We start from the raw sequence: 24,360 nt of genomic DNA on the forward strand, positions 1-24,360 counted from the left end.
CGATTGTTCGGAGATGGAACAATCGCCATTTTCCTTTTCTACTTCCACTGATCGATGTACACTTTAAGCGCAAGTGCATCGTCGAGGGACAATTTGCCCGCTTTAAAATCGTTGAGCCATGTATCCGAAATTTTTCCCTCTTTCACGGCTTCTGTTAAGAACTGTTCAAAGGCTTGCTTTAATGTTGCCGAACTTGGAGCAAACATGCGTATTTCCCCCTTTTTAGGTGTCGTTTGCTTTGGCGGCGCATTCAACTCTCTCAATTTTGCTGCAATCCGGTTTTTCACAGATTGTAATCGCCCTTCGCTTAGAATGCGATGGGGACATCGTTTACCTGACCAATCCCGATGCCATTTCACACGATCGACACTCCAACCATATTGTTTTAAAACATGAGCGATATAGATGACGGCATTTTCCTCCGCCGCCTCATATTTAGGGCCGCCTGATTGACTGTAGCAAATTTCAACTCCGATGCTTGCCCGATTCCCCTTCCCCTGTCCATCTCCGGCATGCCATGCATTGCGGTTAAATGGAATTGCTTGGACAACGTGGATATCATCGATTGCAACATGAAAGCTGACAACTGATGTGTTTCTTGTCATGTAGGCGATCTCATTGAGCGCTGTCGCATCATTGGCTGTATTGTGAATCGTAATATATTCTGGCGTCATCGGAAATGTTGCTTTTAAAGGATACAAAGAGGTCGGGATATACCGATTGAGTTTTGTATAGGCCATTTAATTCCCTTCTTTACCTAAGATTGTGAAACGTTCATTCCTCACTCTTTTCGACCGTATTTTTCGCCCCTGAATACAACCCTGAAGCGGATAACCCTAACATGGCACCGACGAGTATCCCCTGCTTTACATCGAAGTCGGCCACATAGACGACCCCTACGGCAATCCCGATGAACAAAGCGATAAACGGTAATACTTTTTTATTGACGCCAGCCCTTTTAAACAACTCCACAATACCCAAAATCAATGGAATGATCACTACGTCATAGATTTCAAACATTTCCTCACCTCTTTCCCTTAGATTATTTTATGAAGAGCTTTGTCCATTCGGTAACGGCCTGCTTCCCGCATACCTATCCTTAATTTCACATCTATTCCAACGTCTTTGAACATTGGTAGTGTCCTTAAATTCGTGCTATAATAGGAGCATTGTGAATTTAGGGGGATTTTGAATGATAGCAGTTAGTAATGTAAGCCTTCAATTCGGCGATCGCAAGCTGTTTGAAGATGTGAATATACAGTTCAATCCGGGTCATTGTTATGGCCTTATCGGTGCGAACGGTGCGGGTAAATCAACCTTTCTGAAAGTGTTATCCGGCGAACTTGAGCCACAATCCGGCAATGTCATTATGAACAAAGATGAACGACTTGCCATATTGAAACAGAACCACTTCGAATATGAAGAAAATGAAGTACTCGATACCGTCATCATGGGGCATAAGCGCCTGTATGATATTATGACGGAGAAAAATGCCATCTATATGAAAGAGGATTTCTCTGATGAAGACGGTATGCGTGCTGCTGAACTCGAAGGTGAATTTGCGGAGTTGAACGGCTGGGAGGCAGAGTCCGAAGCGGCCATCCTCCTTCAAGGACTTGGAATTCCAGAAAGCCTTCATCATGTGAAAATGGCCGAACTTTCAGGATCGGATAAAGTGAAAGTGCTACTTGCGCAGGCCCTATTCGGAAAACCGGATGTACTTCTTCTCGATGAGCCGACGAACCACTTGGATTTAAAAGCGATCCAATGGCTCGAAGAATTCTTGATTAATTTCGACAATACGGTCATTGTTGTATCCCATGACCGTCACTTCTTGAACAAAGTCTGTACACAAATCGCGGATCTGGATTTCTCGAAGATTCAACTGTTCCCAGGTAACTATGATTTCTGGTATGAGTCCAGCCAATTGGCACTAAAAATGGCACAGGATCAAAACAAGAAAAAAGAAGAGAAAATCAAAGAACTCCAAGCATTCGTTGCGCGTTTTAGCGCGAACGCTTCAAAGTCGAAACAAGCGACCTCCCGTAAGAAGGCACTTGAAAAAATCGAATTGGATGATATTAAACCATCTTCCCGCCGTTACCCATTCGTCAATTTCCAAATGGGGCGTGAAATCGGTAATGACGTATTGAGTGTCCAAGGATTATCCAAAACACAAGATGGAAAAGTCATGCTTAAAGATGCCACTTTTACAATTGGAAAAGAGGATAAAGTCATCCTTCTTGGAAATCCACTTGCGAAAACAGCGCTCCTTCAAATTCTTGCTGAAGAGGCAGAGCCCGATGCCGGCTCGTTCAAATGGGGCGTAACGACATCACGCGCTTACTTCCCTCTCGATAACAGCAAGTACTTTGAAGGGTCAGAGCAATCGCTCGTTGAATGGCTACGTCAATATTCACCTGAAGACCAAACTGAAACTTTCCTACGAGGTTTCCTCGGTCGTATGCTATTCTCCGGCGAAGAAGTGAACAAAAAACCTTCCGTTCTTTCCGGAGGAGAAAAAGTTCGCTGTATGCTTTCCAAAATGATGTTGACCAATGCCAACGTTCTACTACTAGATGAGCCGATGAACCACTTGGACTTGGAATCGATCCAAGCACTCAACAACGGTCTGATTGCGTTTAAAGGGGCAATGCTCTTCACTTCACATGACCAACAATTCATCCAAACGGTTGCCAATCGTATTATTGAAATCCGTGAAGACGGCACAATATTCGACAAAATGATGAAGTATGATGAATACCTCGAATGGTCTGAACAACAAGCTAAATGATTCTTCAAAAAGTCGTCATCTTAAACAGGTGGCGACTTTTTTTAAATCGTGAATCCACTACCGGCATGGATTCCCCATGATGGGGTATACCTAGGGAAAGGAGTGGTCTTGATGAGAAAACTGAATGTCCTTTTCCTATTACTTGCCTGTTTCGTAATCGTCGGTTGTTCTAAAAACAGTTCCACAACGATGGACAATTCAGGTTCCGAAAATAGAGGCATGACAACAAATGAGAAGGAAAACACGGAGGGTAATGAGGGCAACAGCCAAAATGAAGTAACGATGAGCGACTTTTTCCTGCCGGATGGGTCCAAAGCGCATTATGAAGGTGAAGGCAATGAATTTGCTGAACTGGATATTGAAGTAGCACAACCTCATGAAAACTACGTCATCATTCATGAAAACAATGGCGGAGCGATGATCCGCTACATTTACAAAATCGCAAACGATAAAATCGAGATTTTGGATAAAGGCATGGTTGATTACAAAGAGGAGTTCCCAAGCTTGGATGAACTGGATGCGATGAATCCAACAGGGATCTACTTGCAGAAGCCGATTAAAGTCGGTACTTCCTTTGATAACTGGACGATTGTACAAACCGAAGTGCCTGTGGAAACACCTTACAAAAAGTTTGACAAAGCCTTTGTCATTGAAGAAAAAGGAGAAGATTTCACGAATCGGAAGTATTTCGTAGAAGGATTTGGAGAAGTGAAACGGGAAGCCATCATGCATCTGGAAGATGGCGATCATATTGTCACATCCACGTTGAAAGCAGTGGATCAATAATATTCCCTGGAATGAAAAAGAGGCACTCCCTGTAAGGGTGCCTCTTATGAATGACGAATTATAATTTTATAACGTTCGCAGCTTGTAGTCCACGGTTGCCTTCGACAACTTCGAACTCTACTTGCTGTCCTTCATCCAATGATTTGAACCCTTCTCCTTCGATAGCGGAGAAGTGTACAAACACGTCATCCTCACCTTCAACTTCGATGAAACCGAAGCCTTTTTCAGCGTTGAACCATTTTACTGTACCTTGTTTCATGTAGAAAACCTCCATTAATAAATACTTATAATACATAAACTTTTCCAAAAGAAAAATTCACATATTACGAAAAGTACCGACAACGCCGATCACTTTTTGTAATATGTGAATACGTGTTTTTCGGTGAAGCCGAAGCCTGCATAAAGCAGTTCATGCGACAATGGCCACATGAAAAAGCAACCCAAAGCTTGGAAAATTTTCAGTTGTTATTGAACACTATATCATACTCAGTTATTTTGTCAATGCAGAAAAATAAATATTCGAATTATTATGCTTCTTAAAAAGTGGACGGCTCTCCATCTTTCATTAAAATGACGCCGTGATAAAGCTGAAGATCTTCATCGCACCCTTCGCAGAAACTCAGTTCACCTTGCGTCCAAAATGCGAAAAAGCATTCCTTTTTCGTCGCCTCGTAGTCGTGCTTGCTACGTAGTTCCGCTCGTAATTCTTCAAAATAGGCGCGTGCTGCAGACGCTTCACTGAAAGATTGCCGTCTGCGGATCATCTCTTCCCATCCTTCGAACATCCACCACGGTTCATAATCCGCTTTTATGTATATCACTTCAAACATTTCATGTACCCCCTTGCACAACCAAGCAGTGAATGTCCTTCATTTTACCAGACTCTCCGTCAATGTCCAAGTAAATTGCTATGACAATCAATCCAAAACAAATGTGTTCAATGCATTTATCGGGTATAATTAACATATGAACTGAAACTTTTCCTGCTTCAATTCGTATAACATTATATAGACAAAGGAGGCCTGAACACCTCATGAAGGAAATTCAACATTTTTTTATTAGACATTTCATCACCGCACCGATCAGCATCGGTTCTTGGCTCATCTTTGTACTCGGTGCAAGCATGAATCCCATCGCAGCGACAGGCCTATTCATTGCGATTTACTTTACAGGGTCATTTTCGATCAAACAGATTCAACTAAGCTCCAATTTGAAAAGGCTCGGGATGTCCCGATCAGAATATAATCATATTAAAGGCCAAATCTCTGAAGCAAAATTAAAAATACGCAAATTGAATGGGCTTTATGGACAAGTCAGATCCGTCCAAGCATTTAAGCAGCTTCATGAAATGAATAGTCTATCAAGAAGAATTCTTAACATTGTGCGGACGAATCCGAAGAAGTTTTATCAAGTTGAAAACTTTTTCTATGCCCATCTTGACTCGGCTGTTGAACTGACATCCAAATATGCAATGCTTGTCAATCAACCTTTAAAAGATAAAGATATCCGCATTGCCCTACAAACCACACGTGAAACACTGAGTGATGTAAATAAACAGCTGGAAGTTGATTTACGAAGTGCTTTGGCATCCGATATTGAAAAACTTCAAATGGAGCTCGACTTTGTCGATGTGACATTGAATCGGAAAAAGCCGCTTCTTGAAATGAAAGGAGATAATACGAATGAACGAAAATAACCAAGTGAAAACAATGGATGATCTGCTCAGTAACCCTTTTGATACACAGGCCCCTCTCCTACCGGAAGAAATGCAGACTGAAAACACTGCACCGGGGACGAGTGTTAAACTCGTAGACCGGCTTAGCGTGGAGGAAAGGCAAAAAGCACAACAGCTGGCCGAACAAATTCCAGTAGGTAACTACGAAGCGATCATCACTTATGGTGCAAACGCACAAGGCGAATTATCCCGATTCTCTCACAAAATGCTTGACCATGTGCAAAGTAAAGACATCGGACCTGTTGGAGATGTTCTGCAAGATTTAATGGGCAAACTATCCGAAATCGACCCTGAAGATTTATCTGCCAAAAAGAAAACGGGACTCGCTAGACTATTTAGCAAAGCAAGCCGTTCCATTCAAGAAATGATGACGAAGTATCAAAAATTGAGCACACAAATTGATCGAATCGGTGTGCAGCTCGAACATTCGAAACGGGGTCTTCTCGAAGATGTTCAAATGCTCGACAACCTATACGAACAAAATAAGACCTATTTCCAAGCACTGAATGTCTATATCGCTGCCGGTGAATTAAAGCGGGATGAAATAGCGAACGTCATCATACCTGAAATGAGAAGAAAAGCGGAGTTATCGAATGATCAGATGGCTTTCCAAGAAGTCAATGATATGGCTCAGTTCTTAGATCGTTTAGAAAAGCGGCTTTATGATCTTCAGCTCTCCCGCCAGATTACGATTCAAAGTGCACCGCAAATCCGGATGATTCAACAGACGAACCAGACGCTTGCAGAGAAAATCCAATCATCGATTATGACTTCCATCCCACTTTGGAAAAATCAAATAGCAATCGCCTTGACATTGAATCGTCAGAAGAAAGCGGTCGAATCTCAAAAACTGGTCACGAAAACAACCAATGATCTTTTATTGAAAAACTCGGAAATGCTGAAGATCAATTCCATTGAAACCGCCAAGGAAAACGAACGTGGGATCATTGAAATTGATACGTTGAAAAAGACACAGGAAAACCTCATCCAAACAATCGAAGAAACGCTCGTCATCCAAGCTGACGGTCGTGCCAAACGGAAAGCAGCCGAAATTGAAATCGGACGGATGGAAGAAGAATTGAAACAACGGCTTTTAGCTGTTCATGAAAAAACACAAAACCGCCCTTCATAAGAAGGCGGTTTTTGTGTTATCACTTTCCAATAAAATTTACGTATTTCGAATGACGATGGCCAACAGCTTTCGTAAAATACGCAGTGTTTGGTCAGCGAAGCTTTCGACTGAATTGGAGGAAGCGGTCTTGTTCCCGAACATCATTGTAAACAACGCTTTTTGATCGTCTGTCGGTTCTTCTGTCGTCAAAAATAAGTGGATGACAGAAATCCCTCTTTTCTCAGTTTCCATGACAGCTTCAGCCGTATCAAGAATCCCGTTTCGGTCATAACCAAATGCGGAAGGTTCCCCGTCGGAAAAGACGAGTAGAAATTTGTGTTTTTCCTGTCTTGTAGCAAGTCGGTCAGCCATCCAACGAATCGCAAAGCCATCCCGATTATCTTCGTTCGCATCGAATGATAAAATAGAAAGACCATTGTCTTTATTGCGATCCGTAAACGTGTGCATGAGATCAAAGACATTCGGTTGCATTTCTTTCGATGCATGATAGGCATCTTCATAATAAGACGAAATTTCATGGCTGACATCCAGTTGACGAAGAACATCGTGGAAAAGAAGGACTGCCCGTTTCGTTTCATCCAATTTATCGAGCATTGAAGCAGAACCGTCCACGAGAAGACCAAATACTGCATCCAGCTTGACAGAAGGGGCATTTTTCCGATAGAATGGTTTCGGCCGCTCATCGACCACCATCGTTGTCAGTTTCGTAGACAATCGCCCTTTCATCAGACGTTCCCGTTTCGAATCCTCCTTGAAATCGATTCTTTTCTTCATCTCTTCTACGAAAGACCGAACATATGGTTTTTGTTCCTCTCGCCATGCCACCAATTTTTTTCGGTTTCCCACTTCATCGATACTGGCTATGCGCTTTTCTTCAAAAACGACATTCAAATGCTCTTTGCCAAACATGTTCCCTGCTTTCTTCTTGGCATCTGTGTTAGTTTTCTTGTCAGAGTCCTCGTCTGTCCAGTGCTCATTCTCATTTCCTTCCGAACTTCCATAACCTGTTTCTTCAATCGTCGCCCCTTCATTCCCCTCGGCAGCATCACCAGCATCACTTGTTCCGGAACGTCCATGCTCCAGCTCATATTCCAGGTGAACACCTGATTCTTCTTCATTTTCACGGTGCCAAGAGCGGAAAATTTCCTCAATTGTCTCTTTCGTATCCTCCTCCCCTTTCTCTGCATCGCTCATTCCTTTATGATAATGAAATGTGCCATTATCATCAGTCAGAGAATCGCCGAGCGAGTAGTATTGGAGTGTCAGATCCTTGTCCACGAACCTTTCGATAATGGTGATGATATGATTGGCAATAAACGTATTGTCTCTCGTACTATTGACATCATAAGCTTGTTGTAAGATCGATTGAAGAAGTCCATAGTCGATCGGTCCCCAATCGACTGCGGTGTCGGCAAACATGCCTTCATAAAGGGATATATAAAGCTGGTTCAATAGCGCATCTGCTAGGAAGCTTTTTTGCATATTGGAAATGAGACGATCCTTATGAAAAGCGAGATAGGCCTCTTGTCGAATGGCAAAAGCTTTTGCCGTACCAGGTCTTTCTTTCGTAATGAGATCGCTCATCCGGAACTCTTCTAATAGTAATAGCAATTCTCCCGCAAGTTTATGCAAAGGATGCAACGCATTTTGTCGATTGAAGTCGATCCATGTAGGTACATTGAAATGCTTCCAAAATCCTGCTGTCAATAGATAGATATCCGAAAGACGTCCGGCATGTGTTTCATCCTCTTTTCGATGACGCCAAAAGACGCTCATGGAAATGATGCCTTCTTGTGGTCTGAACTCCAATAATTTACGTTCTGTCAGTTCCAAAAATGGCGCATCAGCTAAAGCCCTCCCTAGCCTTTCGTACAAGAGAAGCGTCTTGGCATCGACCGTCTCATCATTAAATTGAATGAATCGATTTAACTTTACCATTGCAATCGCCTCACTTTACCCACGTATCTACCAATTCCATGACGAGCCTTCGTTCAATTTTGTCATCCAATTTTTCTGCAATGGCATATTGAATTGCCCGTTGCATCGGTATATGCTCTGCTAATGCCATGGCATCTAACAAACTTCTGACAGATGCAGCTTCATCGGACAACAATCCGTTCATCACTTGTTTTTTCAAATCATTTCCGATATGGAGAATAATTTCAACAAGTTGCTCGGAGGCATTCGGGTGGGCTTCCTTTAGTACGGTTTTCAATTGTTCTCCTGTCAAATACGGAACAGAAAAGGAGACAAAGCGGTTTTTCAACGCTTCGTTCATCGGTGAAGTACCTACATACCCTTCGTTAATAGCTGAAATGACTGTAAAATTATCATGTGCATGGATGACTTCACCTGTAAAAGGATTCGTTAGCATACGCCGATGGTCCAAAACACTATGTAGAATTGGTAAAGTTTCAGGACGTGCCATATTGATTTCATCAATATAGAGAATATGGCCTTTTTTCATCGCCTGAACAACCGGTCCTTCCACAAATTCAATCACGGTTTCGCCGTCTTTACTAATAATCGTTTTGAAGCCTAGTAGTGATTCTGCATCCAAGTCGACGGAACAATTGACGCTTTGCATCGGCTGATTGAAGTAACTGGATACGGTTTGCGCTAACCTTGTTTTTCCTGCCCCTGATGGACCTTTCAATAAAACCGGCTTTTTCAACACAATACTGACAAGTACATCTTGCCATAAATAAGGATCTGGGGAAATATAACCGCCTTCTTGAATCAGTTTTGATGATGTGTCATCAACTGTTCGATTCGTACGCGATAGCCGTTCTTTTTCAATGATTGGGTTCATAGATCATTATCCTTTCTATCTAAAAAACCCGACACAGCCAGTGACTGCAATCGGGTTTAATTGTTATTCAAAGTACGTTTTATAGTATCCCCCGACCTTACCGGTATTATCAACGATGAAAATGAATTCTTCTGTCTCGTTTTTCACTTCGTACGTTTTGCCAGGTGTCAGAACATTAGTTACTACATATTTTTCAGCGTCTGCATGCTTGCATACGACTGTCCGCAATGAAGGTGCAGTTGTCCACTCTTTGAATGACATTGCTATTCACCCCTCTCTTCACTGAAATAAATAAGGAAAAATCGGCCCGTACTCATGACGGGCCGATGCTAATTTTATCCCGCTTTAACGGGCAGTAAGACTCCCACCTCAAGACTTAAGTAAAATGATAAGGATAGGTGGGAGATCAACTGCCAATCGAACAGCGAAGGGTTCGATTTGCCTTAATTTCTGCGCTCTTAGCAGAAATTAAGGCACTTACAGGACGCCGCAAACTTAAGTTGCCTTCCTTCAGCGGGTAGTTTGGACATCCGTTAAAGGAAGGTAAAAGCCCGATTGATTCGGGCCAACACGAAGTTGGTCACACAAGCGTTGTCACAGGACGTGACGCTTTTAGCTTGTGTTCCCCTCAATCAGTGGGGGATGGGGACCCCCCCGCTGATTGAAGTTTCACTTTATAGGGACGGCTTAAGAACCGAGTAGAAGATCTTCTGGATTTTCGATTAAATCTTTAACCATTTTCAAGAAACCGACAGAATCTTTTCCATCGATAACACGGTGGTCATAAGACAAGGCGACGTACATCATTGGACGGATCTCGATGTTATCCCCTACTGCTATCGGGCGCTTCTGAATCGTGTGCATACCTAAAATCCCGACTTGTGTACCGTTCAGAATCGGTGTGGACATAAGTGAACCGAACACACCACCGTTTGTGATTGTGAACGAACCGCCAGTCATGTCAGCGATCGTCAGTTTATTGTCGCGTGCTTTTGCTGCAAGTTCTGCGATGGATGCTTCGATCTCAGCAAAGTTCTTACGATCTGCATCGACAACATTCGGTACAACGAGTCCACCTTCTGTGGAAACAGCGATACCAATATCGAAGTAGTTTTTCAGAATAATTTCATCGCCATCGATTTCAGAGTTGACATATGGATATTTTTTCAGAGCCGCAACGACCGCTTTTGTGAAGAATGACATGAAACCAAGACGGACGTCATTTTGTTCGAAAAATTGGTCTTTCTTACGTGAGCGTAGTGCCATAACATTTGTCATGTCAATTTCGTTGAACGTTGTCAGCATTGCAGTAGATTGCTTCACTTCAAGTAGGCGTTTCGCAATCGTTTGACGACGGCGAGTCATCTTCTCACGAGTGACGCGGCCATCATCCTGTGCCGCTGGTGCTTGTGATGCTGGAGCAACAGCCGGCTGTGCTTTCGGAGCTGCGCCATGCGCTTCAACATCTTGTACACGAACGCGGCCCATTGGATCTACAGGACTTACTGCAGCCAAGTCGATTCCTTTTTCTCGAGCAAGTTTGCGTGCTGCCGGGCTCGCAATCGTACGATCGGATGTGCCAACTTCTTCGACTACAGGAGCTGGAGCCGCTTCTTGTTGGACAGGAGCTTCCGCCGGAGCAGCAGCGGCTGGAGCCGATGCTGCAGGTGCGCCTGATCCTGCACCTACGATCGCAATGACTTGACCTACTTCAACTGTGTCCCCTGCTGCCGCTAGATGCTCTTGGACAACACCCGCTTCTTCAGAAATAACTTCCACGTTTACTTTGTCCGTTTCAAGCTCAACGATGAACTCACCTTTTTCAACCGTTTCACCTGGTTGTTTTAGCCACTGTGCAATCGTTCCTTCTGTAATCGATTCTGCCAATTCTGGTACTCTAATCTCCGCCACAATAAATTCCTCCTCTAATCTACCGTCACAACGGTGTAAAGCTTTAGTTCTTTACATTTAACCTCTCTATCATTACGCCGCGGCGCAATTGCGTTAGCGCCTTGAAAGGCGACAACACTCAGTTATCCATTGGAAAAAGATTATTTCTTCAATGCTTCATCGATAATGCGATTCTGTTCGATCTTATGGGATTCCCCATCCCCTTCGGATGGACTAGAACGATGGATCCGTCCGACGTAGGAGATTTTCTTGTCGCCTGCAATTTCACGGATATAGTTGTTTGCAAACTGCCAAGACCCCATGTTCTTCGGTTCTTCCTGTACCCAAACCAATTCTTTTGCATTTGGATAACGAGATACGATATCGCTAATTTTTTCAGAAGGGAATGGATAGAGTTGCTCCACACGCACGATATGCAAGTGATCGAAACCTGTTCCATCCTTCACGCGCTCAGCGAGATCGATTGCCATTTTTCCGCTAGCGAACAAGATTTTCTCGACATTCTCGACATTCTTTCCTGTTCCCGGCTGTTCAAGAACCGTTTGGAAATGACCTTCCACCAAGTCGCTAACATCGGCACCGACAAGTGGATGACGTAATAGTGATTTAGGTGATACGATCACAAGTGGTCGCATCGATTTCTCCCCGAGCATTTTTGCTTGGCGACGCAGGATATGGAAATAATTTGCAGCACTTGAAAGGTTTGCAACTGTCCAGTTATTTTCCGCACAAAGTTGCAAGAAGCGTTCGACTCTAGCACTTGAGTGTTCAGGTCCTTGTCCTTCATATGCATGCGGTAAAAGCATGACTAGACCAGACTGTTGACCCCATTTTGAGTAGCTGGCAGATACGAATTGGTCGAACATGACCTGTGCCATATTCGCGAAATCTCCATACTGTGCTTCCCAGATAGACAGCGCCTGTTGTTCCTCCAAGTTATAGCCAAATTCATAACCGACAATCGCAGCTTCCGTTAACGGGCTATTGTAGGCGACAAAGGACGCCTTCGATCCACTAATATGGTGGAGCGGCACAAGCTCATCGCCTGTTTTCTCATCATGCAACACAAGGTGACGATGCGCAAACGTTCCACGTTGAACATCCTGTCCCGTGATACGGATCGGTTTACCATCTTGTAAGATGGTGCCGAATGCCAATGTTTCCGCATGTGCCCAATCGATTTTGCCTTTCCCTTTGAACGGTTCTTCACGGCGTTTTAAAATACGTTCAAGTTTGCCGAATACGTTAAAATCTTTCGGGAATTCGAGAAGTTCTTCGTTCATACGGCGAAGTGTTTCTTCGTCAGCACCCGTTTCAAGATCCCTTGGGTAACCGGCAAGTACTTCTTCAGGCGTTGCATTCGAAAGAAGCTCTACTTCAGCGGATTCTTCTTTCACCCGGTCGTACGCCGCTTGCATCATTGCAAAAATGTCAGCATCGAGCTTATCAACCTCTTCCGCTTTCAGGATGTTGGCGGAAGTCAATTGTGCACCATATAATTCTCGCACAGTTTGATGTTCGTGAATTGTATGATACATAACCGGATTTGTGACAAGTGGCTCATCCATTTCGTTATGACCATAACGGCGATAGCCGAGCAGATCAATCAAAATATCCTTGCTAAATTTCTGACGATAATCAAATGCAAATGCAGCTGCTGCAATGACCGATTCCGGACAATCCGCATTGACATGAAGAATCGGTACTTCATAGCCTTTTGCAGGATCCGATGAGTAATGGGTCGATCTGGAATCGTAATATTCCGTTGTGAATCCAATCATATTATTTGCGATCACATGGATGGATCCGCCTGTTTTGAAACCGCGGACCCGGCTATAGTTGAACGATTCCGGTACAATTCCTTGTCCTGGGAATGCCGCGTCTCCGTGGATAAGTACAGCATATGCCGCGTTTGTATCCTGCTCAGGCACTCCTGGGCTATCCGTTTTTTCTTGGGCAGCTCTCGTTTGTCCCGTAATGACCGGGTTTACGACTTCCAAGTGGGACGGGTTATATGCCAAGAAGCGCTCCATACCAGACTTACCTTTATATAATGCGCCCATATGATATTTCACGTCGCCGAACCAGCCTCTTGTCGTTTCAAGAGATCCGTCTTTTGGTTGAAACGGCTCATCTGGAACACCAGCAAATTGAGCGAACATCATTTCATACGGTTTGTTTAAAATATGTGTCAATACATTCAAACGGCCACGGTGTGCCATACCAATTAATATTTTTTTCATTTTATCTTCTTCTGAACGGCGTACAAGCTCATCCAAGAAGACTACGAGCGTATCGAGTCCCTCGATAGAGAAGCGTTTCGCTCCCACAAAAGTACGGTGGATAAATTTCTCAAAACCTTCGATTTTAGTCAATCTTTCCAGAAGCGCTTTTTTAGCGTCATCCGAAAGTTTAGCGACGATTTCGCCGTTTTCAATTTTCGACTGAATCCAATTTCGTTCTTCTTCATTGATGACATGATCGAACTCATAAGCGATTTTACCAGTGTAGACGGCCTTCAAGTAGTTTATTGCATCAAGTCCGTTTTCGACAGTAGCCGGAACATTGTTGAAGAATAAAGATGCAGGCATTTCTACTAAGTCGCTTTCTGTCAATCCATAGTGGGATAGCTCCAAACGGCTCGTATCTTTCGGACGATCGTTCAGCGGATAAATATCCGCAGCGAGGTGTCCATATGTACGAATGGCGGCCTGTAACTGATAAGCGGCTAGCACTTTGCCAAAATTGCCCGGTGCAACTTCACCGACAGCTTCAGCTTGTTTTCCTTCTTCCAAGACTGGTGCTCCGTACCGGCTGAACATTTCAGCAAGTTCCGCATCAACCAGTTCTGGTGACGTTTTGAAAAGATCGTACATTTCCATCACATACCCAAGGTTGGGCCCCGAAAATGCTGCATAAGGGGAACGATGGGTGCCAACATTGTTCGACATGTAAAATGACCTCCACATTTGCCAACAGGCATTTTGTGTTTTATTTTGCATTCTTCTCAATTTTACCACGCTAGCACTTTAACTTAAAGGGTTTAGCGCTAGCATTTGTACTTTATTCAGTAGAAGTCTTCCCAAAAAATGAAACTAGTTATAAGAATGCAAGAAAAGAGCCAACTTCTTCTGAAAAAGTCAAAACTTCGACATTTTTTTCATGCCGTGAACTACGATACACCCGTTTTCGTTTCAATGCAAGACTTAAAAATAGAATTATAAAAATGATTCTTACATCTATTTTCGATAAGCCATAATTAATTCTACCATTTCTTCAGGGGTTTTCGGAGATTCCACTTTTTCCATATTTGTTAATAATTGAGCTTGTTCCTGTTCGAACAAAGCCAACTCTTCGGAAAGTGGGCGAAGTGGGACCTCCTCCTCCTTCAATACACGGGCAAGCCCAAGCGATTTGAAATGGGCCGCGTTCAAAATCTGATCCCCTCTACTTTTCGCTGCGGAAAGTGGTATGAGGAGCATCGGTTTCTGTAATGCGAGCAGTTCGAAAATGGCATTCGAGCCTGCCCTCGACACAGCAAAATCCGCAGCCGCCAATAGATGCGGCAAGCCATCTGTCACATATTCGAACTGCGTATAGCCAGGTGTAAGGTGAAGCGAGTCATCGACATTCTTTTTTCCGCAAAGATGAATAACTTCAAAGTTTTGTAAAATCGCAGGTAAATCTTTGCGGACTGCTTCGTTCAAAACACTGGATCCTTGGCTTCCCCCCATGATGATCAAAACAGGCTTATCACCGGTCAACCCTGCATATCGGAGACCTTCGCTCTTCACTCCGTTAAATAATTCCGGGCGGATAATCGCACCTGAACACGTCGCTTTTCCTTCAGGCGCATGAGCCAATGTCTGTTCAAAAACAGTGAATATATGGCTGGAAAACGGCAAGGCAAGCCGGTTGGCAAGCCCTGGCGTGACATCCGATTCATGGATGACAACCGGGATTTTCGCCAACTTTGCAGCGAGGACTACCGGGACCGAGACAAATCCTCCTTTGGAGAAGATGATCTCAGGCTTCACTTTTCGCATGATGGAATAAGCTTGTAATACACCTGCACCAACCCGGAATGGATCCGTAAAATTTTTCATGGAGAAATACCGCCTTAGCTTACCACTTTGAATGGCATGGTAAACCACTTCCGGGTGACCATTCCCGATCAATTCTTTTTCGATTCCATCATGTGATCCTATGTAATGAATCTCATATCCTTTTTCACTAAAAACGGGAATCAACGCTTCGTTTACCGACACATGCCCTGCAGTGCCGCCTCCCGTCAATAATATAACAGGCCGCTTCATGGCCATTCACCTCTTCTATTTTTTAAAATCAATTACTTTCAGGACATCGCGCACTGTGACATCCATAATATCCGAACTTCATAGCTATTATAGCAAACGAATCATGGTACAATGGTATTTAATTGTGTAATAAAGGATGATTTAATTGGAAACTGCACTCTCTTTGAAAAAAAAGCCTTTCAAATTGGCGACCATCATCATGCCGATTCTAGTGACGCAAGTCGCCCTGTACTTGATTACGTTCTTCGATATTGTTATGACTGGACGCTATAATACATACCACCTTGCCGGTGTAACAATCGGCTCTTCTTTTTGGGTTCCTGTCTATACAGGCCTTGCCGGTATCTTGATGGGACTGACCCCAATTATCGCACAACTTGTAGGCGCACGGCGCAAGGATGAAGTAAAATTTTCTGTCCAGCAAGGGCTCTATGTATCAGTGGCTCTCGCAGCCTTTGTTTTTCTGATTATCCGATTAGGCGTTTCACCGATCTTGGAAGCGATGCCTTTGGAAGAGGAAGTCCGGATTGTAGCTGCCGATTATCTGGAGGCGATGAGCTTAGGGCTATTCCCGCTCTTCGCCTATACCGTATTGCGCTGTTTTTTTGACGCACTTGGGGCAACACGTGTTTCGATGGCCATCATTCTTTTATCGGCTCCTTTGACTGTTTTTACAAACTACTTGCTTATTTTTGGCAACTGGGGCTTCCCTGAGCTCGGAGGAGTAGGAGCAGGGTATGCGGCCGCAATCACCTATTGGCTGATTTTTTTCATCGCTTTTTGGATTGCTGGCCGACAAAAATCATTCCGGGATTATGAACTGTTCAAGAAGTGGGGGAAGATTTTAATTGAACGTTGGAAGGAGATCCTTTTCATAGGTGTCCCGATCGGCATTTCCATTTTTGTAGAGACAAGCATCTTTTCCGTTGTCACTTTAATGATGAGTAAATATTCGACTGAGGTCATTTCAGCACATCAAATCGCCCTGAATTTCTCTTCCTTGCTCTATATGATCCCTTTGAGCATATCAATGGGTGCGACGATTCTTGTTGGGCAAGCTGTAGGCGCCGGTCAATTTCGAGATGCAAAACAGTATAGTTTTCTTGCTGTCGGTCTTGCCGTCGCCTTTAGTATCCTATCCATCTCTATTCTTCTAGTCTTTAGGGAATCGATCGCCTCCCTTTACACTACGGACATACACATTATCGGATTGGCGACTCATTTCCTTATTTATGCAGCACTTTTTCAACTATCCGATGCCGTCCAAGCCCCGGTCCAAGGTGCACTACGTGGTTATAAGGATGTCAATATGACCTTCCTGATGGCGATTATTTCTTACTGGGTGCTCGGCTTGCCGATTGGTTATCTAATGGCGACCTTCACCGAGCTGGGGCCTTATGGTTATTGGATCGGCTTGATTGCTGGGTTGACTGTAGGTGCGATCACGCTATCGATTCGGCTTGTACTGATTCAAAGGAAGAAATTCAGTTAATACAAAACTCGCGATGGACTTTCACATCGCGAGTTTTGTGCATGTCCGGAAGATGGGTTGTTAACATCTGCTCTGCTTCCCGCACCTTTATATTTAGTCGATGATACCAGTGCGTGTGATTACGGCCTTCACCTTCACTTGTATATCAAGCTGCGAAAATGTCTCTGGCCACTCTCCTTTATTCCATAATTCAGGATGGAATGCACGCGCTACCCTACCGAAACCGATAGGATCACTCTTCGCTTCTTGCAATTTCCCCATCACCTTATTGAAATCCTGCGTCAATTTCTTGGAAAGGAACTGCTCAAGCTCTCTTCTTCGCTTCTTTTCGTCCAAATGATCCGCCGGGAAGGAAGTAATATCGAGTTTTACGTCATAAGTTACATCGATCTTGTCTTTTTGAATCTCCCATTGTTTTTTGTATCGGTCCAGTTCCACTGTAACCGGATATTTCACACCTTCATTCTCCCATTCATAGCTGAACACAGTGAATTTTCCAGGTTTCTTTTTAAGCACTTGGACGATAGTCGACTCCCTCATATCCAGCACATGTCCCGAAAATACTTTACCGCTGAACAAAGCGACACCCGCGACCTCAGGTGTCCCCGTTATCTCGGATATTTTAAGATAAGGCAAATCCAGGTCAACCCCGTCATCAAGTATGTATCTTGCCGCCTGCTGAATATCAACATCCGGAATAATGGAATGATAAGCGGCAGTGGCCAAGATTTTATCGTAGTAATTGGGCGGCTCTAAACCCATTTTTTCCGTTTTTTCCATATAGGGGGCCATCTCCCCTTCCACTACCGCCAGTTTACTACTCAACCGACTACGAGGCATTCTGTAAGCAACATCAAAGGTCTCTACAAGATCCCATCGAACCGCTTCCTCTGTAAGAAGAACCGCAAGGATTTGTGAAGGATCGAGCGACTCACTCGTCTTCCGGCTGGCATTCAGCCGGGCATCTTCTATGGAAATCCCACTCCCTTCCACTGTGGTATAGCTCACAGTGTCTTCCGAGTCGATCGAAGTATGTGTGAAATAGCCCATCCATTCCCCAGGTTTCCCATCATAGCCGATTAAAGGAACAATCGTGAGTTCCTTGTACAGGCGCTCATCCCAACAACCGGCCAAAAGAAACGAACAGACGATGCAAACAAGTGCGATTTTCTTCACTTCACTTTCCTCCGATTCACTGTGATAACGATGATGGGAATAATAAAGGCAAATGTGAGATGAACATAAATGATGACATCATTCAATTTTTCCACACTGCCCTTTGTTAAAAAAAACAAAGGAATGACGATGAGCAACAAATGCCAAATGATTGTATCCCTTTTCCTGTTCTCTTTTGCATGAAGACGATGAACATACAAGGCAACAAAGGAAATAATCGTCACTGTAATGATGGTCCAAATTGTCCAAATATATAAGAAAAATAAGTCAAGACGCTCAACGAAAGTCACTTCTTGGGACTTCAATAAATAAAGGAGCGGTTCCGGAATCATCTTCAATCCAGTCAATGTGTAATAGAAAAGCGAAATGAAAATCGAGATTAGAAAAAATAACAGCCACACCGATTGATAGACGAATAATGGAAATCCTTTTATTTTCTGTGTCATATCGATATACTTTCTAAAAAACAAATACAACTCCATCCCGATAAATGCAATTTGCGCTTTCAGCAACCCTATACCCCATTGCTTCCCAGTCGCTTCTCCAATCGGGAAGATATTCGTCCATACGAACTCCTTCCAGGCAAACTGAAGAAAAATCATAAACAGCAAAATGAGTGGGATAAGGATGACCGATAAATTAATGACTGTCTCAGCCCTGCTCAAATTGGCATAGAGGGATACACTGACTAGCACGGCAATAACAATGGAGGGTGGTGTTTCAGGAAAACCCCAAACGGCCAACGTATAATCGACATAAGCGAGATAACAAACGCAAATAAAAAGCCAATACCCTTTGTATAGCCAGCCAATATATGGGCCAATCGAAAAATAGTTATAATTTTTTTCATATAACAGGAGTAGCAAGTAGTGGATTGTTCCTGCCACGATAAAGATCAGCCAAGCATCTCTGCCAGTCGCCGCGATGAACGGAGATGGAAAAGAAAAGAATGACGATCCTGTCTGGGTTATGAAGAGAAGCAAGAAAAACTGAACCCTTGATAAACTGATCTTCAAGTCCCCTCACCATCCTTCCGCTTCCCAGCCCGAAAAGTGAATGTTTTTTGTTGCTGATTATTTTTGTAGTATGGAGTTCTAAAGAAAACCTCCTTAAAGCGGGAAGGGTCAAACGGGACGATCGGCGACAAATAAGGTTGATTAAGTGAAGATCGGTTCATCATATGGATAAATAAGATGAGTGTCCCGATGGCGATTCCAAGAAATCCAAAAAAAGTTGCCGCAAGCATAAACGGAAATCGGATCAGCCGGATCGTCGTGTTCATTTCGACACTTGGTACAACAAAGCTCGAAATGGCAGTCATTGCTACGATGACGACCATCAAATTCGAGACAAGACCGGCATTGACTATCGCATCCCCGATGACAAGTCCTCCTACAATGCCGATTGTAGGGCCAATCGGCGCTGGCAACCGGATTGTCGCTTCCCGGATCACCTCTATAAAAAGCTCCACGATCATCGCCTCAATAATCGGTCGATAAGGGATGAATTGTATCGCCGTTTTTACTTTTACCCCCAATTCATAAGGCAAGATTTCAGAATGGAACCCTACTACCGCAATATAAAATGAAGGGAGAAAAATGGCGATTAGGAAACTGAACAACCGAAGGATCCGGAAAAACGATCCGACAAAGACTCTTCCATTAAAGTCATCCGGCGTCTGATAAAATGAAAAAAAATTCACAGGTCCAAGAAGGGCCGAGGGCGATTGATCCATGAAAACAGCAACTTTGCCCTCCAATATATTCGCAACGACCCGATCTGGCCTTTCCGTCGTCAGAAGTTGTGGGAAAGGCGACCAAACCGTATCCTCCAAATAATCTTCAATTTGTCCTATGCTGTACACTTTCGGTGTATCAATATTTTCAAGACGCGTTTTAACGATATCTATGACCTCTTTATCAGCGATCGATTCAATATAGACATATGTAACTTTCGTATTTGTCTCTTTCCCGATCCGTAAATCTTTAACGACTAAGTCCGGAATGGAGAGATGTTTTCGAATAAGTGAGATATTTTTGTCAATACTTTCCACAAAACCTTCATGGGAGCCACGAATGACAAGCTCATTGTCCGGCTCAGCGGTTGCTCGAACTTCAAAGGTGGGAATAGTAATGGTCATCAACAAATTCGTAGACGGAAAAAAAACAGCGACAAATCCATGCGTCACATTTTCAATCAATTGTGACTCGGAAAACGCCCCCACGCTCGATGCAGCGGTACCTTCCCATTTTGGAAAATCATCAATTGAACGTTGACGAAGAATTTCGATTTGCCGGTTCACATCGGCACTATCTGTCATCGTATTATAAAAACATACAATAGAGATTTCGTTCTTCCAAGAAACTTCATGTACAACCAAATCCGCAGAATCATGGAATAGATTTTGTATGTACAAAATCAAGCTATCATTCGATTTCACTTCCTCCATGACATTCACCTCTTGGAAAAGTATGTTCCGAGAGAAAATGTTTTAAACGTTTGAATGGAATTCTTGTACAGAACAAAAGAGTCATCCTTCCCCCGGATGATACGGGGATGAAGGATGACTCTTTCACTATTATTATTTTTGAATGAACTGTTGTGTCCAGTAGTTACCGTTTTGGTCAAAGCCAATTCCGATATGTGTGAATTCTGGTGTCAAAATATTTTGACGGTGTCCTGGTGACTCCATCCACGCTTTTACTACTTCTTCTGCAGAGCGTTGGCCCATAGCAATGTTCTCTGCAGCGGAGCTATAGTTTACGCCATTTGCCTTCATTTGATCGAACGGAGAACCGTATGTGGGACTCGTGTGTGAAAAGTATCCATTTGAAGCCATATCTGCTGATTTTTGTCTTGCAGAGTTCATCAAGTTACTGTCTGCTTGTAACGGTTGAAGACCCGCTTTTTGTCTTTCTGCGTTTGTCAAGTCAAGTACCGCTTGTTCCATCGCAGAAAGGGATGCATCTTGAGTTGATTCCGCAGGCTCTGACGGTGTCACTTCAGCAGGCGTTTCTTGTTCTGGTTTTGCTTCCGGTACCGGCGTTACTTCCTGTTCCGTTGTTGTTTCTTGTTCCGGAGTCACTTCTGGTTCCGGCTTTGTTTCAGGTTGCGGTGTCACTTCTGGTGTCGGATTCGCTTCCGGTGATTCCTCTGGATCTTTCACATCAGGTTTCTCAACAGGTTTAGCTGAAGAGTTCTCCTCAACAGACTTGGATTGCTCATTCTTATGATTATGCTTCGCTATCTTTTTATCTTTAGCTAAAGCCCATTTTTCCTGTTTTTTATCCTCTTGTGATTTGATCAGCTGATATGCCTGATCGAAATCCACCTTATTCATATACTTCGTAAGTTGGAGAGTAGGGTATTTACTTTCCAATACATAGCATTGAACGTTCTGTGCTTTTTGCACCAGTCCGTCATTATCCGAATATGAAGCTTCTACACTTGTATTGTTCGGCAGTAAGAGTGCCGAACCGAGCATGAGTACTGCAATCGATTTTTTCATCTCATTACTCCTCCCTTCGCAAACTATCATACCGCGAAGGAGATTAAGATTTCAGGATTTCTTTTCCAGTCTAACCATTTCATCCAAAAACTCTTTGATAAAAGTACTCATGCCCTTTAAATTTGGATGATATTGGTCAACTATCATTATATTTCATCCAAAAAGGGGTTGACGATTAAGACAAATCCTCATCTGAAGCTACAAATTCTATGCCGTCGATCCCCTCTCCGATGATGACGAGACGTGGATCCATTTTTACATATTCCGGTAGCCAATTCACCATCCCATATGCATATTGAAACAGTAATGGTTTGCTAGACCCTTTCACCGGGACATAGCCTTTCATGCGATAAACCGTTGAAGGCAATGACTGAACCCAATTCTCAAACTCTTCTTTGTCGACGCTTTCCGTAAAGGTAAGGAGTTTCGAGGATAGCGGCAGGCCTTTTCCAGAAACAATGGATGCGTTTGTCCTTCTTTTCGGTGTATTTAATAATTTTTCGATAAAAGAAAAATCGACTTTTGCACCTACTGTTTGGATGATTGGGGCCGTTTCATTGAAATTGGATAATCCCATCGTAACTGTAGCAATCTCTTCTTCTGTCAGTAGATCCACTTTATTGGCGATCAATAAATGAGCGTGTCGAATTTGTTCCATAAATAACGCACGGATCTGCGGTGTAAGCCCTTCACGCTCCAACCAGCGTTTTGCATCAGCGACAGTGATAATACCTTTCACGTTAAGGCGATCGGCGAATAACGGAGAATATACGGCATCAAGCGCCTCCACAGGGTGTGCAGCGCCAGTCGTTTCGATTAAGATCACATCAATGTCCTCATTCTCCTCCAATAGCCCTTGAAGTTGTGCTTCTGTCTTCTCAGATCCGGTACAGCAGATACACCCTTCCAACAACTCCTTTAGCGGGATATCCCCCTCTCCCTCCACTGCGTTTGAATCAAAAGGCAAAGCCCCGAACTCGTTCATCAAGACTGCGGGTTTTTTGCCTTGTTCTTTTAATTGTCCAATTGTATGGAGCAAGAGTGAAGTTTTACCACTGCCCAGAAAACCGCTTAACAAGTACACATCAATCATTCTAAAACCCCTCTTCTTCTGTCATAAGAAAAGCGTCCGTCCATAAATGGAAACGAACGCTTACTCTGTTATTCTCCTATTTTTTCAAGCAATACTTCTTTCGCTTTCAATAGTTGCGGATCATCTTCCTGTATTTTCTCGCGCAACTTTTCCATTAGACCGTATGTCGTATCTCCTAATAGAATTCCCGTTGTTTCCAAGGCAAGATCTTCTTGAAGCTTTTTCACCGCATGTTCAGTATGCTCATCAAATAGTCCATCCACTTCGCCAGGCGCATACCCGACAGCATCCAGCATTTCTTCCGCGGCTTTGACTGTAGGGGATAGCATACCTTCCTTCATTTCCGTTGACGGATCAAGGAAAGGAAGCATCGCATAAGGTGGGTAAGAAACCTCGATATCAGGCGCGATCCCCTTCTTATGAATCCAATTGCCGTTTGGCGTGAGCCATTTCGCAGTTGTCAACTTCAGATTGGAGCCATCTGCTAGATCTTTTGGTGTTTGGACGGTACCTTTCCCGAATGTCTTTATGCCGATTAACGGAATATTGGAAGATTCGGTTAAAGCTCCTGCGAGGATTTCAGATGCAGATGCACTGCCGTCATCGATAAGAGCAGCTACAGGAACCGTGATTTTCCGATTACCATTCGCTACAAATACTTCTGTTTTTTTCCCTTTCTCTTCGAACTGGAAAATATTCTTTCCATTTTCCACAAAGAGATCGGATATTTCAATCGCGGTATTCAACATACCACCCGGATTTTGTCGGACGTCAATGACGAGGGCTTTCATGCCTTTTGCTTCCATATCATCTAAAGCGGACAATAATTCTTTCGTCGTCCCTTCCGAAAAACTTGTAATATGGATATGGGCAATTCCATCGTCTAGCATTTCCGCATAAACGGTTTCAAGTGGTATGACATCGCGTACGATTTTCACATCGACAGGTTCTGCCGCTTCTCCGCGTTTAATCGACAATGTAACGGTTGTCCCTTTCTCACCACGGATTAAAAGAACCGCTTCTGACGAAGACATCCCTTGAATGCTAACGCCGTCAACAGCGATGATCATGTCGTTTGGCAAGATACCTGCCCGTTCAGCCGGTGAGTTTTTAATCGGCGATACGACATTAATATAGCCATTTTTCTCTTGGATTTCCGCACCGATTCCTTCAAAGCTCGAGGAGATGCTTTCATTCAGCTGACGGGCTTCCTTCTCATTTAAATAATCAGAATAAGGATCACCTAACGCATCGATCATGCCATTGATCGCTCCATCGATAATGGCGGTTTCGTCAATCTCATCGTAATAATTCGCTTTCATCTCATCATAGGCGTCATAAAGTTTTTGGAATTCTTTCCGTTCTACAGAAGACGCTTTAGGAGGACTGACGACATCGACCACTTTGTCTTCCCCCGTTGTCAACGCAAAAAAAGTGACTGCAGCAGTGGCTAACACTAAGCCAAACACAAGCATGACAAAGGAGAATGGTTTCAGTTTGATATAACGTTTTGCCGGCGGTTGTGGCTTCTGTTCTTCTTCAATGCCGGGATTTACTTTTTCATCCATCCTACTCCCCACTCTCTTCCCTTTTACAGAAAATCAA

At 43.6% G+C, this 24,360-nt stretch carries 21 protein-coding genes; 5 read left to right on the plus strand and 16 right to left on the minus strand.

Translation table 11 applies throughout. The features are described 5' to 3' along the window. Positions 1 to 38: 38 nt before the first annotated feature. Both MHZ95_RS04235 and MHZ95_RS04240 read right to left on the minus strand, forming a co-directional pair. Entirely contained in the window at positions 39 to 740 is a 702-nt protein-coding gene (locus MHZ95_RS04235; RefSeq protein WP_370642895.1) for a peptidoglycan recognition protein family protein, read from the minus strand. 34 nt (positions 741 to 774) lie between these two features. Beyond that, on the minus strand, positions 775 to 1,020 hold the full coding sequence (locus MHZ95_RS04240) for a hypothetical protein (protein ID WP_239389284.1): 246 nt from the start codon (positions 1,018 to 1,020) through the stop codon (positions 775 to 777). A 172-nt stretch (positions 1,021 to 1,192) separates the two neighbouring features. Between MHZ95_RS04240 and MHZ95_RS04245 the strand changes: the two genes are divergently transcribed. Then, complete coding sequence (locus MHZ95_RS04245) at positions 1,193 to 2,794, plus strand: ABC-F family ATP-binding cassette domain-containing protein (protein WP_239389285.1); 1,602 nt, start codon at positions 1,193 to 1,195, stop codon at positions 2,792 to 2,794. A gap of 111 nt (positions 2,795 to 2,905) precedes the next feature. Further along, the gene (locus MHZ95_RS04250; RefSeq protein ID WP_239389286.1) at positions 2,906 to 3,580 is read left to right on the plus strand and encodes a hypothetical protein; all 675 of its coding nucleotides are present in this window, start codon (positions 2,906 to 2,908) and stop codon (positions 3,578 to 3,580) included. A 58-nt stretch (positions 3,581 to 3,638) separates the two neighbouring features. On the opposite strand, the gene MHZ95_RS04255 is transcribed toward MHZ95_RS04250, so the two are convergent. Both MHZ95_RS04255 and MHZ95_RS04260 read right to left on the minus strand, forming a co-directional pair. Next, a complete protein-coding gene (locus MHZ95_RS04255) occupies positions 3,639 to 3,839 on the minus strand; it encodes a cold-shock protein (RefSeq protein ID WP_239389287.1) in 201 nt (66 codons plus the stop codon). 277 nt (positions 3,840 to 4,116) lie between these two features. Next, positions 4,117 to 4,410: a DUF1033 family protein gene (locus MHZ95_RS04260; protein WP_239389288.1), complete on the minus strand. Its 294-nt coding sequence runs from the start codon at positions 4,408 to 4,410 to the stop codon at positions 4,117 to 4,119. 203 nt (positions 4,411 to 4,613) lie between these two features. Between MHZ95_RS04260 and MHZ95_RS04265 the strand changes: the two genes are divergently transcribed. Together MHZ95_RS04265 and MHZ95_RS04270 are read left to right on the plus strand one after the other, a co-directional pair. Continuing rightward, a complete protein-coding gene (locus MHZ95_RS04265; protein WP_239389289.1) occupies positions 4,614 to 5,276 on the plus strand; it encodes a 5-bromo-4-chloroindolyl phosphate hydrolysis family protein in 663 nt (220 codons plus the stop codon). After that, entirely contained in the window at positions 5,263 to 6,447 is a 1,185-nt protein-coding gene (locus MHZ95_RS04270) for a toxic anion resistance protein (protein ID WP_239389290.1), read from the plus strand. The genes MHZ95_RS04265 and MHZ95_RS04270 overlap by 14 nt, the downstream gene beginning before the upstream one ends. Positions 6,448 to 6,483: 36 nt before the next feature. Here the strand turns inward: MHZ95_RS04270 and MHZ95_RS04275 are convergent, their stop codons facing one another. The 6 genes from MHZ95_RS04275 to MHZ95_RS04300 all read right to left on the minus strand — a co-directional run bounded on the left by MHZ95_RS04275 (position 6,484) and on the right by MHZ95_RS04300 (position 15,486). Then, positions 6,484 to 8,385 carry a vWA domain-containing protein gene (locus MHZ95_RS04275; RefSeq protein WP_239389291.1) on the minus strand — a complete coding sequence of 634 codons (1,902 nt, stop codon included), beginning with the start codon at positions 8,383 to 8,385 and terminating at the stop codon, positions 6,484 to 6,486. Between the two features lie 10 nt (positions 8,386 to 8,395). Beyond that, positions 8,396 to 9,259, minus strand: a complete 864-nt coding sequence (locus MHZ95_RS04280) for an ATP-binding protein (RefSeq protein WP_239389292.1) — start codon at positions 9,257 to 9,259, stop codon at positions 8,396 to 8,398. Between the two features lie 63 nt (positions 9,260 to 9,322). Further along, on the minus strand, positions 9,323 to 9,520 hold the full coding sequence (locus MHZ95_RS04285; RefSeq protein WP_239389293.1) for a DUF6501 family protein: 198 nt from the start codon (positions 9,518 to 9,520) through the stop codon (positions 9,323 to 9,325). A 426-nt stretch (positions 9,521 to 9,946) separates the two neighbouring features. Then, a complete protein-coding gene (odhB, locus tag MHZ95_RS04290; RefSeq protein ID WP_239389294.1) occupies positions 9,947 to 11,170 on the minus strand; it encodes a 2-oxoglutarate dehydrogenase complex dihydrolipoyllysine-residue succinyltransferase in 1,224 nt (407 codons plus the stop codon). Between the two features lie 140 nt (positions 11,171 to 11,310). Continuing rightward, positions 11,311 to 14,121 carry a 2-oxoglutarate dehydrogenase E1 component gene (locus MHZ95_RS04295; protein ID WP_239389295.1) on the minus strand — a complete coding sequence of 937 codons (2,811 nt, stop codon included), beginning with the start codon at positions 14,119 to 14,121 and terminating at the stop codon, positions 11,311 to 11,313. A 288-nt stretch (positions 14,122 to 14,409) separates the two neighbouring features. Then, positions 14,410 to 15,486 (minus strand): undecaprenyldiphospho-muramoylpentapeptide beta-N-acetylglucosaminyltransferase, encoded by a 1,077-nt coding sequence (locus MHZ95_RS04300; RefSeq protein ID WP_239389296.1) that lies wholly within the window; start codon positions 15,484 to 15,486, stop codon positions 14,410 to 14,412. 145 nt (positions 15,487 to 15,631) lie between these two features. Here MHZ95_RS04300 and MHZ95_RS04305 point away from each other — a divergent pair, with 145 nt between their 5' ends. Beyond that, on the plus strand, positions 15,632 to 16,978 hold the full coding sequence (locus MHZ95_RS04305) for an MATE family efflux transporter (protein ID WP_370642897.1): 1,347 nt from the start codon (positions 15,632 to 15,634) through the stop codon (positions 16,976 to 16,978). A 93-nt stretch (positions 16,979 to 17,071) separates the two neighbouring features. Here MHZ95_RS04305 and MHZ95_RS04310 read toward each other — a convergent pair whose 3' ends face one another. From MHZ95_RS04310 to MHZ95_RS04335, 6 genes are all read right to left on the minus strand, one after another. Beyond that, positions 17,072 to 18,154: a Ger(x)C family spore germination protein gene (locus tag MHZ95_RS04310; protein ID WP_239389297.1), complete on the minus strand. Its 1,083-nt coding sequence runs from the start codon at positions 18,152 to 18,154 to the stop codon at positions 17,072 to 17,074. Further along, entirely contained in the window at positions 18,151 to 19,170 is a 1,020-nt protein-coding gene (locus MHZ95_RS04315) for a GerAB/ArcD/ProY family transporter (protein ID WP_239389298.1), read from the minus strand. The genes MHZ95_RS04310 and MHZ95_RS04315 overlap by 4 nt, the downstream gene beginning before the upstream one ends. After that, positions 19,167 to 20,603, minus strand: coding sequence for a spore germination protein (locus tag MHZ95_RS04320; protein WP_239389299.1), 1,437 nt, complete (start codon positions 20,601 to 20,603; stop codon positions 19,167 to 19,169). Before MHZ95_RS04320 ends, MHZ95_RS04315 begins: the two co-directional genes overlap by 4 nt. 132 nt (positions 20,604 to 20,735) lie before the next feature. Further along, positions 20,736 to 21,662 (minus strand): CAP domain-containing protein, encoded by a 927-nt coding sequence (locus tag MHZ95_RS04325; protein WP_239389300.1) that lies wholly within the window; start codon positions 21,660 to 21,662, stop codon positions 20,736 to 20,738. 175 nt (positions 21,663 to 21,837) lie between these two features. Continuing rightward, positions 21,838 to 22,755: a CobW family GTP-binding protein gene (locus MHZ95_RS04330; protein WP_239389301.1), complete on the minus strand. Its 918-nt coding sequence runs from the start codon at positions 22,753 to 22,755 to the stop codon at positions 21,838 to 21,840. Between the two features lie 68 nt (positions 22,756 to 22,823). After that, positions 22,824 to 24,323, minus strand: coding sequence for a lmo1851 family serine protease (locus MHZ95_RS04335; protein ID WP_239389302.1), 1,500 nt, complete (start codon positions 24,321 to 24,323; stop codon positions 22,824 to 22,826). Positions 24,324 to 24,360 lie beyond the last annotated feature (37 nt).

The sequence above is a fragment of the Sporosarcina sp. ACRSM genome (assembly GCF_022346545.1).
Lineage (GTDB): Bacteria > Bacillota > Bacilli > Bacillales_A > Planococcaceae > Sporosarcina.